At 34.1% G+C, this 17,409-nt stretch carries 17 protein-coding genes; 1 reads left to right on the plus strand and 16 read right to left on the minus strand.

The genetic code is table 11. The features are described from left to right. Positions 1-151: 151 nt before the first annotated feature. The 12 genes from BX659_RS02555 to BX659_RS02610 all read right to left on the minus strand — a co-directional run bounded on the left by BX659_RS02555 (position 152) and on the right by BX659_RS02610 (position 11,821). Positions 152-625: a DUF4912 domain-containing protein gene (locus tag BX659_RS02555; protein WP_172431792.1), complete on the minus strand. Its 474-nt coding sequence runs from the start codon at positions 623-625 to the stop codon at positions 152-154. A gap of 280 nt (positions 626-905) precedes the next feature. Then, the gene (locus BX659_RS02560; protein ID WP_097016261.1) at positions 906-1,967 is read right to left on the minus strand and encodes a Gfo/Idh/MocA family protein; all 1,062 of its coding nucleotides are present in this window, start codon (positions 1,965-1,967) and stop codon (positions 906-908) included. 311 nt (positions 1,968-2,278) lie between these two features. Continuing rightward, positions 2,279-3,145: a nuclease-related domain-containing protein gene (locus tag BX659_RS02565; protein ID WP_097016262.1), complete on the minus strand. Its 867-nt coding sequence runs from the start codon at positions 3,143-3,145 to the stop codon at positions 2,279-2,281. Positions 3,146-3,485: 340 nt separating this feature from the next. Beyond that, positions 3,486-3,800, minus strand: a complete 315-nt coding sequence (locus BX659_RS02570; RefSeq protein ID WP_097016263.1) for a carbohydrate-binding protein — start codon at positions 3,798-3,800, stop codon at positions 3,486-3,488. A 62-nt stretch (positions 3,801-3,862) separates the two neighbouring features. Continuing rightward, complete coding sequence (locus BX659_RS02575) at positions 3,863-4,150, minus strand: carbohydrate-binding protein (RefSeq protein WP_097016264.1); 288 nt, start codon at positions 4,148-4,150, stop codon at positions 3,863-3,865. 89 nt (positions 4,151-4,239) lie between these two features. Next, positions 4,240-4,530, minus strand: a complete 291-nt coding sequence (locus BX659_RS02580) for a carbohydrate binding domain-containing protein (RefSeq protein WP_097016265.1) — start codon at positions 4,528-4,530, stop codon at positions 4,240-4,242. A 226-nt stretch (positions 4,531-4,756) separates the two neighbouring features. Then, a complete protein-coding gene (locus tag BX659_RS02585) occupies positions 4,757-5,047 on the minus strand; it encodes a carbohydrate-binding protein (RefSeq protein ID WP_097016266.1) in 291 nt (96 codons plus the stop codon). Between the two features lie 143 nt (positions 5,048-5,190). After that, entirely contained in the window at positions 5,191-6,162 is a 972-nt protein-coding gene (gene fliD / locus BX659_RS02590) for a flagellar filament capping protein FliD (RefSeq protein WP_097016267.1), read from the minus strand. A gap of 92 nt (positions 6,163-6,254) precedes the next feature. Further along, positions 6,255-8,834 (minus strand): ATP-dependent chaperone ClpB, encoded by a 2,580-nt coding sequence (clpB, locus tag BX659_RS02595; protein WP_097016268.1) that lies wholly within the window; start codon positions 8,832-8,834, stop codon positions 6,255-6,257. 86 nt (positions 8,835-8,920) lie between these two features. Then, positions 8,921-9,358, minus strand: coding sequence for an Hsp20/alpha crystallin family protein (locus BX659_RS02600; RefSeq protein ID WP_097016269.1), 438 nt, complete (start codon positions 9,356-9,358; stop codon positions 8,921-8,923). Positions 9,359-9,597: 239 nt separating this feature from the next. Continuing rightward, complete coding sequence (asnS, locus tag BX659_RS02605; RefSeq protein ID WP_097016270.1) at positions 9,598-10,995, minus strand: asparagine--tRNA ligase; 1,398 nt, start codon at positions 10,993-10,995, stop codon at positions 9,598-9,600. 256 nt (positions 10,996-11,251) lie between these two features. Next, the gene (locus tag BX659_RS02610) at positions 11,252-11,821 is read right to left on the minus strand and encodes a hypothetical protein (protein WP_097016271.1); all 570 of its coding nucleotides are present in this window, start codon (positions 11,819-11,821) and stop codon (positions 11,252-11,254) included. A 279-nt stretch (positions 11,822-12,100) separates the two neighbouring features. On the opposite strand from BX659_RS02610, the gene BX659_RS02615 reads away from it, so the two are divergent. Further along, positions 12,101-12,802, plus strand: a complete 702-nt coding sequence (locus BX659_RS02615; RefSeq protein ID WP_097016272.1) for a hypothetical protein — start codon at positions 12,101-12,103, stop codon at positions 12,800-12,802. Positions 12,803-12,837: 35 nt separating this feature from the next. Here BX659_RS02615 and BX659_RS02620 read toward each other — a convergent pair whose 3' ends face one another. The 4 genes from BX659_RS02620 to BX659_RS02635 all read right to left on the minus strand — a co-directional run bounded on the left by BX659_RS02620 (position 12,838) and on the right by BX659_RS02635 (position 17,143). Further along, a complete protein-coding gene (locus BX659_RS02620; protein ID WP_097016273.1) occupies positions 12,838-14,427 on the minus strand; it encodes an NAD(P)/FAD-dependent oxidoreductase in 1,590 nt (529 codons plus the stop codon). A 329-nt stretch (positions 14,428-14,756) separates the two neighbouring features. Beyond that, entirely contained in the window at positions 14,757-15,005 is a 249-nt protein-coding gene (locus BX659_RS02625; RefSeq protein ID WP_097016274.1) for a hypothetical protein, read from the minus strand. A gap of 131 nt (positions 15,006-15,136) precedes the next feature. Further along, a complete protein-coding gene (locus tag BX659_RS02630; RefSeq protein WP_097016275.1) occupies positions 15,137-16,351 on the minus strand; it encodes a divergent polysaccharide deacetylase family protein in 1,215 nt (404 codons plus the stop codon). A gap of 54 nt (positions 16,352-16,405) precedes the next feature. Further along, the gene (locus BX659_RS02635; protein ID WP_097016276.1) at positions 16,406-17,143 is read right to left on the minus strand and encodes an N-acetylmuramoyl-L-alanine amidase family protein; all 738 of its coding nucleotides are present in this window, start codon (positions 17,141-17,143) and stop codon (positions 16,406-16,408) included. Between the last annotated feature and the right edge of the window lie 266 nt (positions 17,144-17,409).

Here is a 17,409-nt window from a genome sequence, read left to right on the forward strand (position 1 = left end):
TTTGGGAAAAATAATTTTATAATTTTCTGATAATTGATTTAATGACTCCTAATTAAATTTCTAATTACATAGCTATAAGATTATAATTAGATATTTGCACTCTATAAATATTTAAGGAGCACACTTTAATGTACTCCTTAATTAAATTCAATTATAGGATAATTTGATTTGATTCGATCATCACATGAAATTTATCGGATCGATCAACTACACCTAGTTTAGCTAAATATTTATGACCTTGCTTTAAATTATTTATGTAGCAACTATCATCAGCAAAACTAACTTCTAAGTTACTATAATCCTCAAGATTATTACCTTCTGTTAAATCATAGATTCTTAGTAATAAATTAACCTTTCTTATGTCCTCATATCCTGCACTAAAAGCAGCTTTATTAATCTTATCAAAGGTATATTCCCAGTATGCATAAACAGTTATAGGGTTTTTAGCTTCTAAAAATAGCTTATTACTATTATAATTATCTGGAATAGTGTAGTGGCTATTAATACTCTTTGCTGATAAATTAGCTCTTTTCTGTTGAGTTAGCTGACTTGTGCTAACAGAACCTTCTAACAAATAATTCATCCCTTCTAATCGATCGAAATATAATTCTCTAATCTCTGACATATCCTCTCTCTCCTCTATAAAGATCTTTTTATAGTTATCAACTATCATCCAATATTAGAAAAACTCATCTTTTTATCACAAATAACCTATATCAGTTATAACATTTATAATAAATTAGTCTATCTACTAAAGTATATTGAGACATATTCAAAATATTACTATAAGCCAAATTATTTCTTAAAACAAATATCAATGAAATTAGATTATTATAATAGTTGATGCCACAGAATAAATTCTGTGGCTTATTAATGCTTATTCAATTTAACTAAAACTTATAATTTTATAATAATGTTATAGAAGGCTGTTGAACCTTAGTTGCTTCATCTACCTTAACTACCTTCTTCTCTTCTATAGATTTTAAAATTGCCAAGACAGTTTTAAGATCACCAAATTCAACCTCTGGAGCAACTGAAATACTCTCTTGAAGAGTGAAGTCTTTATAGAAATTTAACAGCTCATTATAAAACCCTCGTTCAGGCTTGAAAGAAATCTGTTCTGAACTGCCATTATTATAAAAGACATTGACTATACCAGATTTTCTCTCTTCTAAATAAATCATTCCCTCAGTTCCAAAGATTCTTGTCCCTAACAATGGGCGTTGAGCCTCTTGTCCACTTGGAAAATAGGAGAACTGTCCAACCACACCACTTTTAAACTCCATATTGACATGGGCAGAACGATAGGGCATGTAATCCTCCTGTTGAGGTTGACCAAAGGCCTGTAAATTATCTATAGCCCCAAAGATGTGTCGAATCCCAGCTAGATTATGGATAGCACCATCTAATAATCTACCACCAGGAAAGTCAGGATGCTGTCGCCATTCTTTAGCTGCAAAGGTATTACCTAACATATCTTTAGGAAAATCAGTGATATAATTGCTGATAAAGTAGATTACATCACCAATTTTACCTTGCTTAATTATATCCCTAATAATATTATTCTCTTCATTATATCTAAAGTTTTCAGCAATCATGACCTTAATCTTATACATATCAGCAAATTCGGTAAATTCTAAAGCATCTTCTAAATTGGTGGCAAGGGGTTTTTCACAGATGATATTGACCCCTACTTGGGCTATATCTTCTGCTACTGGGAAGTTATCCTCAATAGGAACCATGATATCCACAGCATCTAAAGTCTCCCGATTAATCATCTCTCTATAATCAGTATAGGCCTTATCTTGGCCAAGAGAGACCATTTGAGTAGCTTTCACTGCCTTATTCTTATCAACATCACAGCAAGCAACTATCTCATACTTATCTTGAAGTTCTTGATAAGCTGGATAATGTAATCTTTCCCAAGCTAATCCGCACCCAATAATCGCTACTTTTACTTTTTGCAAATTTATCAACTCCTATAATATCTCTTAGTTTGATAATTGATTTTTAAAACTTAATTAATCTATACAATTATATCTTGTGCCTCAATCATTATCTTTATACTTAGCTAGTTCTAACAATTAAAGAACAGCTATTTTCATTATAATTAGCATACTAGAAAGATATTAAGAGAGTAACAAGTGACGAGAAGAGATTTTTACTCGTTATCCGCCACTTGTCACTGATTACTAAAGTGTCGTAATATACCTACATTCTAATACTTCCAAACTATCAGATAATCAAAAGTTCCTAATAATCAACCTTTAAATTCTGATCACAACAAATCATACTTTCTTAACACCTGATTATTTAGATTCTGCTCAACAGCAAGCAATGACTTAAAATGTAATTCTAACAGATAATCTATCAAATTCTGCTGCTCTTCTTCTGAGATTATCCCTTGCCTTCCTTGCTCCTTACCTTTAATCCAGTACAGAGCATCATAGAGATTATCAAAGATAGGAAATCTACCTTTATCTGGGAGATTGAAATTAGAGTTAAGCTCAAGATTAACTACTACATTATAAATTCTAATCTTTTTATCAGAAATTATATTATAAAGCAACTCCTCTACTGCTTCAACATTACCTTGATTGCTTTTATATGGATTAAAAAGCTTCTTATCTTTAGCAAAATTCCAATACTCCATATTGACCATACCACCTATTATCCCTGGAGCTTTCATCAGCTTAATTACATAAATATGATTTAAACCAAAGATAATAGAATCAATCTGTTGTAAGTATTTATCACTACAAGGTAGATAAATGTTATTTAGGACTTTAAATTTATTATTGCCCAATATATCTAGCAAATTGGCTTTAAATCTCTTATCTAATTTATCTTCCCTCACTTTAAATTCTATATTCTTATGGTAGCTATGATATTTATATACCTTAGGACCCATAATCCATACAGCAACTACCAATAATAGTATAAATAAACTAACTCCATATAGTGAATAACTATAGTAAGGGGTATATCTATAATAATAATCTAATCCAAACAACAAGCTGAATAATATCAATATAGCTCCCAACAGAGCTTTTCTAACTTTCCTTCTCTTACTGATCTGCAAATCAACCTTAGTAAAGTATTCAGTCTGGTTATCACTCTTCTTATCCTTGACTATTATAGCCATTCCTTCTCCTCCTAAACCGCTTACCCCAACTAGTTCTATATAAAATATTAGCTAATATTAAAATTAGTGGCACTAATATATAGATAATGCGACACTTTGTTTATTAGGTAGACAGGTGGGTAGGTGGTTAGGAACTGTCTAACTACCTAAATTTCTAACTCCTAACCACCAAAGAAAAAGTATCGCAATATACCCATTAAGCTTCACTTAGATTAAGATAACTATAGTATCAACTAATATTTATTCATAGTATATAGCAACTATTCAGAAATAATCAATTCCAGCCTATTCATAAAAAACTTCGATTCTTAAGAACCGAAGTTAGAGGTTATCCATTTTATTACACTAGACCTTGCCCATGGACTATAGTATAAGTCCAGTTTTTTCCGTTGTTATTGTCCCAATTATCAGCACAGTCCTTAAAGCAGAAGTTAAACTTCTCAAACTCTGTTGGAACTTCTAGCTCTGCTGTCCAAGTATCTATATTATTATCCATTACTATATCCTTTGCCTGCTCCCAGATATCTCCATGTCTACTAAGACCAGCATGGAGATAAACTTGGTTGGCACCACTTTTAGCAAGTAAGCCATTATAACCTACTCTTACTCTCTGCCCTGCTTTAACAGGAAATGGTTCAATTCTTATCTCTTCCATTAAAAAACACCTCCTTTTTTTATTTATCCACTCTTTAATCTATACAACCTCAAAGTAGATTATCAAAAGATATTATAGCTCCAATTATAACCATTATTATTGTCCCAATTATTTGCAGAGTCCTTAAAACAGAAATCAAAGGTCTCCCCTTCTTGAACTTGTAGATTAGCTGTCCAGATACCAGAGCGGTTCTCCATCTTGATATCAGAAGTATTACTCCATTGGTGCTGTTTAGCTACTCCAGCATGAAGATAGATCTCTGCTGCACCACTTTTGGCAAGTAAACCACTATAGGTTACCTTAACTATATCTCCAGCATTGATTGGTTGTGGATCTACTCTAACTTCCATCTAACTCCTCCTTAGAATATAAATTTAATTAGATTCTCTTAAGCAAAATCCTTCGATTACAAGAACCGAAGGATAATCTCAACTAGCTATTATATGATTGTATAACTCCAATTACGTCCATTATTATTATCCCAATTATCAGCAGAATCTTTAAAGCAAAACTTCAATTTAACAGGCTCTTTGAGTTCTACATTGGCTATCCAATCATTCTCTGCTCTATTCATCTTGATATTCTCTACATTGGTCCAATCATATTCATAGGCCATTCCAGTGTGAAGATAAACCTGGTCTGCCCCACTTTTAGCAAGTAATCCATTATAGCGTACCTCTATTACATCTCCATTATGCATTGGCAGTGGTCTAACTCTTACCTCATCCATTACTATCTCCCCCTCTTAATTATTATCACAAGTTTAATTTATGTGTTTTTCGTTATTTTTATAATATTTTTTAATATTTATTTTAACTATGATTACTATTTCACTAAATCAATTAAAATCTACTAATTTAGCTCTTAAAAAATATTTACTGCTAAATTTTTATTTCTATAATAAATTATTGACTTAGATAGCTATCTAAGTCTCTTACTGTAAAATCAATTATACTTCATTTAAAGATTTTATAGCTCCAATTCTCTCCATGATTATTATCCCAATGCTCAGCAGAATCTTTAAAACAGAAGTTTAATCTATTATCATAATCCTCTACTCTAATATCTGCTATCCACCCCTCTTGATTATGTTCCATAGCAATATCAGTTACGTAATCCCAGTTTTGATAACCCAATCCAGCATGTAAGTAGATTTGTTCTGTATCATCTTTACTGAGGATTCCATTATACTTGACTCTGATTTTATTTCCATTCTTGGTTGCTAAAGGATATACTACTATCCCCATTGTTTTCCTCCTTATTTAGACTGCTTTTCTTCTTAATTTGTGCTATTTTATAATATTTATTAAGGAAAAATTTCTCCAGCTAAAGATAAAAGGCTATCAATTGGTTAAAACCAATTGATAGCCTTTTAAATTAATCTCAGCTCTTATGTGATAACATCCATCAATAGACCATTCTCCCTTTCATCAAAAAAATAATCTATCGAGCTGTCTTCTGTATATAACTCAAAATCTGACCATCTATCAAGGTCATAGTCTGGAAAATCAATATATTTAGAGAAAGGATTGGATAATACTTCATCGACCTTGTGGTTTATTTGCTTAGCTATTCCTAAATTATCTCCTAAAGTCTCTTCAAGCAAATATTTGTCCTTATCTAAATTATCTTTAAATAAAGGCTCATCAAGAATTAATCTATTATCTTCCGAAACATTAATTCCTATCTCTTCTAACTTTGACTCTTTAAAACCAATAATCTCATTAAAGTCTTCTAAAATACTACTAACATTAATATTATCAGGATTTAATTCTAACAGATCTAAAGTCTGATTATAGTTCTCAATAAAAGCTTGAACCCCTTCTATAATCTTTTTATCATTACCTTCAACTCTAACTTCTGCTAAACCCTTACCTTCTAATTCAATAGTTAAACCTTCATCTAATAGTTCAATCTCATTACTTGATGATGTAAATTCCTCACCATTAATTGTAAATTGAGCATCCTTTGATAGTTGTGCTGATTGATCTTGAGCAAGTTTATCTACTTCAATTGTATAAAGACCTTCTTCACTTCCTGGTTCCACCATTAATTCAGCTACGTCAGGATTAGAATTGACTACACTTCTTTTTTGAAATACTGAGGATTCATAATCAGTTACTAGCTTGCTTGTAGACTCTTTTAAAGTATTCATACTTTCTCTAAATTCATCTAAATAGTTAGTTACTCTATTAGTAATTTGCTTACTAACAATCTTATTGCTTTCTTTCATACTAGTTTCATTATTATATAGTGGGCTATCCTTTATTAGATTAAAAGAATATCTAACACGTGGTTTAATATCTGAATAATCAGCAAGACTCTCATAATAATCATAGCTTCCAATTCTATCGACCATCATGTTGATCGCCCCCTTTAACTACTATCTAATTTTATTATAAAGGATATCTATCTATTCTGCAAACTAGTAACAATTACTAATTAATAGAGATACTATTTCTCAACCTTGAAACTAAAATCTCCATCATAGTCTACTACAACCTTATCGCCCTCATCAATATTACCTTCTAGTAGCTTTAAGGCCAATTTATCCTTGATATATTTTTGAATAACCCGTTGTAAAGGTCTTGCTCCATAAGCAGGGTCATAGCCTAATTGAGCAATTTCTGCTTTTGCCTTGTCAGTCAATTCAAGCTCTAAGTTCTGTTTAGCTAACTTCTCTGTTAAATATCCTAAATGGATATCAATAATCTCCTTAATATGCTCTTCATCTAAAGCATGGAAGATTATCTGCTCATCAATTCTATTGATAAACTCTGGACGAAAATGGGCTTTAACAGCTTCTCTAACATTCTCTGCCATTAGATCTCTATTATCAATATCTTGGATATACTGTGAACCGATATTTGAGGTCATAATAATTACTGTATTTCTAAAGTCAACCTCTTTACCTTGACTGTCAGTTAAGATACCATCATCTAAGACCTGTAATAGAATATTAAAGACATCAGGATGAGCCTTTTCCACCTCATCAAGCAAGACTACAGAATAAGGCTTTCTTCTGATCTTCTCAGTCAACTGTCCTCCTTCTTCAAAGCCAACATAGCCTGGAGGAGAACCGATTAATTTGGCTACAGCATGGCGTTCCATATATTCAGACATATCTAAACGCACTATAGCTTTTTCATCATCAAAGAGGTATTCAGCTAAGGTCTTGGCCAACTCTGTCTTACCAACCCCTGTTGGTCCCATAAATAAGAAAGAACCTAAAGGACGGTCTTCATCTTGTAATCCAGTACGGGAACGGCGAATAGCATTACTGACAGCTTCAATAGCATCATCTTGCCCGACTACCCTGCTACTTAACTCCTCTTCTAGATGAATTAATTTATGCTTTTCACCTTCCATTACCCTAGTCACAGGAATATTGGTCCAAGAAGCAATTATCTCTGCTATATCCTCAGATCTAACCTCTTCTTTCAATAGATTTCTCTCCTGTTTTAATCCTTGGGCTTTAGCATTGGCTTCTGCTAATTTGCCACTTAAATCATGCAACTTCCCATACTTTAAACGGGCAGCCTTCTCATAATCAGCATCCCTTTCAGCAGCTTCTGCTTCTATTTTGGTCTCTTCTATCTCCTCTTTTAAATCTTGTATCTTCTGAAGAATCTCCTTTTCATTGACCCATTTTGCTTTAAGGGGATTTATCCTATCCTTCAATTCACCTATCTCTGCTTCAATAGCGGCCAGTCGCTCCTTAGAGGCAGAGTCATCCTCTTTTCTTAAAGCCTCCTTCTCAATCTCTAATCTTCTTAACTTACGGTCTAACTCATCAATCTCAGCAGGCATAGAATCAATCTCTATGCGTAACTTAGAAGCAGCTTCATCAACTAAATCTATCGCTTTATCTGGTAAGAAACGTTCTGTTAAGTACCTATCTGAAAGCTTAGCAGCTGAGACTAGTGCATTATCCTGAATCTTAACTCCATGATGGATCTCATACTTCTCTTTTAAACCTCGTAAGATAGAGATAGTATCCTCAACTGTCGGCTCATCGATTATAATCGGTTGGAATCTACGCTCCAAGGCAGCATCCTTCTCAATATGTTTCTTATATTCATTTAAGGTGGTCGCCCCAATACAACGTAACTCTCCACGGGCAAGAGCAGGCTTAAGTAAGTTAGCTGCATCCATTGCCCCTTCAGTAGCTCCAGCACCTACTAAGGTATGCATCTCATCAATAAATAGAATAATCTCTCCATTAGACTTATTGACCTCTTTTAAAACACTCTTTAATCGTTCTTCAAACTCTCCACGATATTTGGCACCTGCTACCAATGATCCCATATCTAAAGAAATTACTCGTTTATCCCGTAACCCTTCCGGAATATCACCATTTATAATCCGTTGGGCTAATCCTTCTACAATAGCTGTCTTACCAACACCAGGATCACCGATCAAGACAGGATTGTTCTTGCGCCGTCTAGATAAGACCTGCATAATCCTTCTAATCTTCTCATCACGACCGATCACTGGATCCAGCTTACCTTTACGTGCTAATTTAGTTAAATCTATAGTATAATTATCTAAGGCTCGATATTGACCTTCAGCACTTTGGCTAGTCACCTTCTCCCCACCTCTAATCTCCTTGATTGCATTTTGAACCCTCTTAAAATCAACTTGATTATCTTGTAACAATTTAGCTGCTTTATTCTTTCCTTCTGATAAAATCGCCAATAAGAAATGTTCAGTAGAGATATATTCATCATCTAAATTTTCCGCCTCTTTTCTTGCTTTACGTAAAACTCTACTAAGCTCTTGAGAACTATAGAGCTGAACATCGTCAGAATAGACTTTAGGTAAGCTCTTCATTGTCTCTTTTAAATTAGCTTCTAAAGCAGCTAAATTAACCTCTAGTTTCTCTAATATCGGTCTAACCACCCCTTGGTCTTGCTCTAATAATGCCAATAAGAGGTGTGTTGGATAAAGCTCTTGATTGCTGTTATCTTCTGCTAGATGTTGAGCTTCCATCAAAGCCTCTTGAGCCTTAATTGTAAAATTATCAGTCTTCATAAAATCACCCCATTTTATATAATGACAAGTGACAGGTAAAGAGTAAAAATTTTTCGTCACTCATCACCTATCACCCGTTACTACTCTTAATTAATATCAATTCTCTTTCTTTTAGGCTTTTCTTGCTCTAATTTAGGCAAATTCACCTCTAGAATCCCATTATTATACTCTGCGCTAATCTGCTCTATATCGACATTATTGAATTTGAAGCTTCTCTGATAACTTCCAGTTCTTCTTTCACGATGGAGGAAGTTATCCTGCTCTTCTTCAAAATTTTCCTCTTTATCTACTCTAATTGTTAAGTAATTTTTTTCAGTTTCAATTGTAATATCTTCTTTCTCTAAACCAGGCAATTCAGTTTCTAGGATATACCTATCTTCCTTCTCTTTGATATCTGTTTTAAAGTTAGCACCCTTCATCTCCATAAACTCATTAATGAAAGTAGCAGGTGTAAAATCAAAGAACTTCTCCATTAAATTATTATTTTTAGCTTTTCTGTTGTCAAAAGGCATTAGGTCAAACATTAATATCTACCTCCTTAATTGATCTTTAATAATATTCTAACCACAATCACCTTTTTTCAACCGCGATTATTAGCACTCACCTCTAACGAGTGCTAATAATATTATAAAAAAATATCTCTGATTTGTCAAGTACTAGTAATTAAAGACAGTTATGAGTAACAAGTAAAAAATTCTTCATGTATATAGACTATATTAATATTGAAAAAGACACCGCTAAGGTGTCTTTAATTAATTCCATCTTAAAATTTAGCATTACCTGGAGTACGCGGGAAGGAGATTACATCACGAATATTCTTCATCCCTGAAATATACATCAATATTCTTTCAAAACCTAGACCAAAACCAGAATGGGGCACAGTACCATACTTTCTTAAATCTAAGAACCAGTCATACTGCTCTAATTCCATTCCATCCTCTTCCATCATCTGAACTAATACATCATAGCGCTCTTCCCGCTGACTTCCTCCAATAATCTCACCTACACCTGGAACTAAGCAGTCAACTGCTCTAACGGTCTTCTGGTCATCATTTAGTCTCATGTAAAAGGCTTTAATATCCTTTGGGTAGTCTGTAACCATTACTGGCTTATTAAAATGCTCTTCTGTTAAGTACCTCTCATGCTCTGTCTGTAGGTCAATCCCCCATTCTACCTGATAATCAAATTCTTTATCAGCTACAGTTAGGATCTCTACCGCCTCAGTATAACTAATCTGAGCAAAATCACTGTTGATAATCTTCTTTAAATTTTCGATACGATTATCTTCAGCAATCCATCTATCGAAAAATGCCATCTCTTCTGCACACTCTTCTAAGGCATAGTTAAACAGATACTTTAAGAACTCCTCAATTAGCTGCATATTCTCATCCAAATCACAAAATGCCATCTCTGGCTCAATCATCCAAAACTCAGCAGCATGGCGAGTAGTATTGGAATTTTCAGCTCTAAAGGTAGGTCCAAAGGTATAGACATCACCTAATGCAGTAGCTAAGACCTCTGCCTCTAACTGCCCACTAACTGTTAAACCCGTCTCCTCATTGAAAAAATCTTGACTAAAATCAACTTCACCTTTATCTGTTAATGGTAGGTTTGCTAAATCAAAGTTAGTTACTCTAAATAACTCTCCTGCTCCTTCAGTATCATTGGCAGTAATAATTGGAGTATGGATATAATTAAAACCTCTTTTTTGGAAGAACTTATGTACAGCATAGGACATCTTGCTTCTAAATCTATTCATGACACCAAAGGTATTGGTTCTTGGTCTTAAATGGGCAATCTCTCTTAAATACTCAAAGGAATGGCGCTTCTTCTGTAGCTCATAATCAGAAGGGCAATCACCTATTAGCTCAATCTCTTTTGCTTTCATCTCTACACTCTGCTCTCTACCCTTAACCTCTTCAAGATATCCCACAATCTTCAAGCTAGTACCAGTATTAATCTCAGCTAATACTTCAAATTCATCAGGATTTAGGATTACAACCTGTAGATTCTTTAATGTACTTCCATCATTAATCTCTATAAAAGCAATATTCTTAGAGACTCTCTTGGTCCTAACCCAACCTAATACCGTTACATTAGAGGTATCTTCTAACTCTTTTGTTAGAACATCCTTTACTTTCTTTCTTTTAAAATAATCCATTTTAACCCTCCTCAATATCATCAAAACTTTATATTTATATATTATTTTCTAAAAAATCAAAAATTCCTGCATGAGATAGGCAAAGATAAATTTAACTTAAATATTATATCAAATTATATGCTTATAATAACCAGTAAGAACTAAATTATTATAAATAAGATAAAAAAAGTGCCAGCAGCAGTATAAGCATGAGTACCTTATTAGTAAGGTCTTCTCACATTTAGACTAACCACTCACACCCTCTTAAATATTCAGCCTAAAAATCTATCTTGATACCATAGTTTACACCAGTAGCTGTACCAAAATCCTCATCATTACTAGCTGCTACCTTAAAGCCAATTACTCCTAAAACACCTTCAGCAATCTCTCCACAAAATCCTATCTCTCCATCAAAGATAGTATCTGAGCCAGCCACCATGTCAAGGTCTAAATACATTAACTTGTCCTCAAGTGCCCGTTCAATAATAAAACCTGCCTTCAACCCTGACTTACTAGAGTCAACAAAGGTCCCACTTACCCCTCCTAGCTTAAAGGCATAGTTAAAGTTCTTTCTAGTGCCTCTTTTACTTTGGGGAATAAACTGATACTCTAACTCAGCTATTGCTTCTTTACCATCTTGATCATAAGGTGCTATCACAGAAATACCATAACCGGTATACTTATCTACACCATAACCCAAATCCACCTGAATAAAATCACCTTCCCCTGAGTGAAAGTTGGTCATTTGAAACCTATAAACATCAGTCCCTAGGTTTAAAGTTGAAGCCATTGCACTACTGCTTAAAATTAGTACAGATAATACTAACAATAAGATAATCTTCTTCATTTAAATACTCCTCCTAATCTGAATTTATCACTGCTTATAACTATTCTATGTTTAACATTTAATTTCCTGCTTTTATCAAATTTATGACATTATAATCAATTTTATTATTCTTCTAAGCAGGATATCCTAGTTAATTATAGAATATTATTAATTATGGAGCAAATAGGTATCTCCACAGCATCTTTGCAGGGCTTGAATGGCCAATTATATTCAAAATGATAATAATATCAAAGTATTTCTTGCTACAAATTTTACACAATTATAGAAAGGGGATTTATCATGAAAAAAAGATTAGTTTTCTTATTAACCTTTGCACTAATAATAATTTCTAGCATGCCTTCTTATGCAACCTTCACTACGGGGACAGGCAAACACACCTTTAAGTTAGAGACCTTTAGACCCGATCCAGAATACAATCTACAATCATTTATGGCAGGTTTTGGTATTAACAAGAGATCATCTATCAACTTAAGATTAACAAATACTGATGATGACCACCAACAATTAAACTACCTTGCACCTTATTACTATAACATGTCTGGCTCCAAAGATGAGGATGGTAGTGGAAGTACCGACAATAATTTTTATGCTGTAGGACCAATCTTAGAGGTTATGTATCAATATATACCTAACCACCCTCTCTTTGTTAATCCAAACTCACTGAATGCTTTACAGATTGGTTTAAGAAATCTAAGAGGTGATAGTAAATCTTCTTATGAAGATGATACTACTAGTGAACATGTCAATAGAACCTATTTAATGCTAGGCTTGATAAGCCGTTCTCGCTGGGAGAATTATAATGTCTTCTCAAACCTGAATTTAACTACTGACCTTAGTCATAATAGTTGGGGATTTGATGGACAAATTGGTCTAGAAGTTGTTATTAAAGGAAACTTCAAAGCAGAGATTGGCTATAAGTATATGGGGACAACTTCTGGCTCAGCAAGTGGAGCTACTATCGGCTTAAAAGTAGATTATTAAAAAAACTTGGGATTTTTATCCCAAGTTTTTTTTATTTAGAGCTTATACTTTTTAATAACTGCTTCAGCTACCTTGATCCCATCTACTGCTGCTGACATAATTCCTCCAGCATATCCTGCTCCTTCTCCAGCAGGATATAATCCACCAATATTACTCTCATGTTCTTTACTTCTGATAATTCTAATTGGTGATGAGCTTCTCGTCTCTACTGCTGTCATCACTGCATCATCCATAGCAAAACCACTCAATTTCTTATCTAGCTTAGGTAAGGCTTCTTTAATAGTCTCAACCACATACTGTGGAAGGCACAGACTTAAATCTGTCATACAAACCCGCGGAGCATAAGAAGGTTTAACCTCTCTCCACTTAACAGAGGGCTGTCCTGCTAAGAAATCCCCTACCAGTTGGGCTGGAGCATCATAATTTCCTCCACCAACTTCAAAGGCTCTCTGCTCCCATCTTCGTTGAAACTCCACACCTGCTAAAGGATGTTTACTAGCAAAGTCTTTAGGACCCACCCCTACCAATAAAGCACTGTTGGCATTTGCCTTGTCCCTGTTATATTCACTCATACCATTAGTAACTACTCTACCAAGCTCAGAAGCAGCAGCTACCACCTCTCCACCAGGGCACATACAGAAGGTATAAGCCGTTCTACCAGTTGAACACTGGTGGGATAGGCTATAATCAGCAGAACCTAGTTTAGGATGCCCTGCAAATTGACCATACTGACTCTGATCGATTAAACCTTGGGGATGCTCGATTCTAACTCCAATTGAGAAGGACTTCTGTTCGATTTTGGCACCCTGTTGATAGATCATTTCAAAGGTATCTCTAGCACTATGACCAATAGCTAAGATGACTATCTCTGCTTTAAGCTCCTTTTGCCCATTGACTATCACCCCTTTAACCTGCTTTTCTTCTATTAACAAGTCAGTAACCTTACTTTGAAAACGAATCTCTCCACCTAAAGTGATGATCTTCTTTCTTAAATTTTTGACTACATTCTGAAGTATATCTGTTCCTACATGGGCTTTATTCTTATAAATAATCTCTTCAGGAGCACCAGCTTCAATTAACTCTGTTAGTACCTTCCTACATCGTAAATCCTTAATCCGAGTAGTCAATTTACCATCAGAAAAGGTTCCTGCCCCACCTTCACCAAACTGCACATTTGATTCAGGGTCTAATTTCCCACTCTCCCAAAAATCATTAACATCTTGACTACGCTCTTCTACTCTCTTGCCCCTTTCTAAAACTAAAGGACGATAGCCCATCTGTGCTAAAAGGAGAGCAGCAAATAAGCCAGCTGGGCCTGTACCTACAACCACTGGACGATGCTTTAAGCTTTTATTTCCAGCCTCTACATACTTATATTCTAAATCAGGACTCTTTCTAATCTTATTATCATCTAATCTGCTTAAAATCAACTCCTCTTGCTCTATTTGAGCATCAACAGTATAGACAAAATAGACTACATTTCTCCTTCTCGCATCGATAGACTCTTTATAGATCTTATAATCGACTAATTCCTCTTTACTTATCTTAAGCCTCTTTAATAGCTCTTCTTTGATCTTACTCTTATCATCTTCAATTGATATCTTGATATCAGAAATACGAATCATAATTATTTAATTCCTTTCTATAATTTAATTTTAATCAATCTCCCCTATAAATTTTAATGGCAGATCACTTTAATATCATATAATTTTATATCCAGCTTTGCAACAGCTAGCAGGACTGTCCTCTAATTTAACAGCGGTTATTCCTGAAATAAAAATAGACTAATAGAAAACAATAGAGGGATATTACAATACTTTTAGCCTAAGATTAATGCTTATTTATACTTAAAATAACAAAAGCTAATCATAATCGATTAGCTTAACTATTAATATCAGGTTAACCATATCCAATCACATTTTAAAATTAGTTAATTTATATTCATTAGAGTATTCTATTGCCTTTCAAAGATAGCTGGCTGCTGGTCATCATAATAATAAATAAGTTTATAGATACAAGCTATAGGAATGTATACTTTAACCTCTGCATTGCCTTTTAAAACCAGATAACAGCCATCAAAGATTTCATCTATCACTCCAGTATATTCACAAGCTTCTACACCTGAAATCACTGTAACACAAATATCCTTTTTCTTCTGCAAAGAACTTAATAATTCTACTAATTTCTCATCTCTAGGATCCATATATATAGTACCCCCTTTTTATGAGATACTCTATAATATTTAAAGATAAAGATATCTGCTACTTAAATTCAAAATATTTTATTGATAATATCAAGTGGCAAGTCAAAGCTCATTTGATAATTGTTAATAGCTCACTTGTTATTAATTAGACTGCTAATTCCTACAAACTCAACCCCAGCTCTCTCAATTGGATTCAACATGTTTTTCAAAACTAGAGCTGTGACATTTCCACCATGGGGACCTACATGACCTATCCCTATAGCACTACCTTGAGAAATAGCTCTGCCAGCTAAATCAAGCATTGCCTCTCTAATATACCCATAATCCTTCTTATGATCTAAGAATACATCTCTCTCTAAAACTCTAACACCTACCTCTTTTCCTACTTGAGCTACTACAGTCTTAGGGGTTGTTCGACTATCTATAGCTACTAAGCCTCTTTGTTTAGCCACCTCCAATAAAACCTTCATCACCCGCCTATCAGCGGTTGCCTTTCCTCCGGTATGATTATTAAATCCAACAGCAGTGGGAATATCCTCTATAGCCTCTTCCATCCTTGATCTAATCTCTTCATTAGATAGGGTAGTTAAGATCGGCTTTGCACCCATCCAATTTGGTCTATCCAGCTCAGACTCCATTGGTAAATGAATGATTACATCAAAGCCTAAATTCTTAGCATACTCCCCCTCCTCTGTAGAATCATCTTTAAAAGGGATAATTGCACAGGTAATCTTCTGCTTTAACTTTAAAATACTATCAGTTCCTTCAGCTCTATTGCCAAAGTCATCAATAATAATCGCTATCTTGGCATCATCTTTCCTCACCCTAATCGGCCTAGTAATATCCAAATGGGCTGAGAGCTTACCCTTGTGACCACCGATTAAAAATTGTATATCCTCCACCCCACCTAGATCAGCAAATAACTTTACTAAAGATTCAATGACTAGAAAGTGTTCAAATACATCTAATTTATAGATATCATTTGATAGATTAAGATAAACCCTACCATTCTTGTATCCAATATCACTGATCAATTGGCTTCTATCAATATTTAACTTAGAAAATTTAGTCCCACTTAAGAGATTAACAGCTATCTCTTCCAAATCCTTGCGAGTCTGATAGCTCTTATTATCAATTACACTAGCAGCTAGATGGCTAATTTTAGAATATAACAAGAAGTTTCTTACTTTAACCCTCAATTGAGCTGCTAAGCCTCTCTCCTGAGGAACTTCTGTCAATCCCTTTGCCGCTAAGAGCTGATTGCCTTCAATAAATAAGGTTATCATAGCTGTAAGTAAGAAACAAATAATAATATATTTAAAATATCTTTTATCAACTCTAATCATAATAACACCCCCTTATCTTCTAAATAATTTAATTAAGATCCCTTAATTTTAAGGTTATTCCTCATCTAAAAATTGAAAGCTTGAAAAGTACTCTTCTATTCCCTGATAGATCGCCTCTACTAAAAGCTTTTGATAAGCTGCTTGTTGCAGTAAGTCCCTATCCTCTTTATTAGTGATAAAACCCAATTCAATCAAAATACCAGGGTTCTCTTTGGCCTTTAAGATATAGAGATCACTTCTCTTCTTAATCTGGTGCTGCTTCTTTCTAACACCTTGATATTCCAATTGATTAAGATGCTTCTGTACCACCTCAGCAATGATCTTATTTTGACGATGGCGTGGATAATAAAGAGCTGTTGCCCCCTGCTGCCAAGTCTGACCAATACGATGGTCAACATGTAGACTGATAAATAAATCTACTCCATCTTGATTGATAATATCCAATCTAGCCCGTAAATCTCTTGTATGGCGACTGCTAGAGTATTGATTGAGATGGTCTAAAGAGATGTCTTTTTCTCTAGTCATAATCACCCTAGTATTACTATTTCTTTCTAAATAGTCCCTTAACTTCAATCCAACAGCTAAATTGATATCCTTCTCTAAAATACCTAAATAGCTAGTTCCACCATCTATTCCTCCATGACCTGGATCTATAACTATTACTCTCTGTTGAGCAATTGGCTCTGTTGATAAAATAGTATCACTTATATCCAAATTATTTGGTAAGAAGAAGACTAGATATATCAATAATAATAGTAAATATACCCTATACCTCTCTATTTTTATAATCACTCTTTCACTTCCTTATCCCCTAGAATAGTTCCTAATCTAAATTTATTCATTCAGAGATTAGATTATCATAATCAAATACTCTTTTAGTAGATTATTAATAACAATTAAAGGTGATAGAACTAATATTATAATATATCTATATACTTTTACCTTTAAATTAAGTTCTAGTTCATTCAACAACTACCGACTAGAAGTCGGTAGAATGCTTTTGCGACTGGAAGTCGCGTTTAGGCTAAAGCCCACTAAAGGACTATAGCTAAAGCTAT

It is taken from the genome of Orenia metallireducens (assembly GCF_003001995.1).
Taxonomy (GTDB): Bacteria; Bacillota; Halanaerobiia; order Halobacteroidales; family Halobacteroidaceae; genus Orenia; species Orenia metallireducens_B.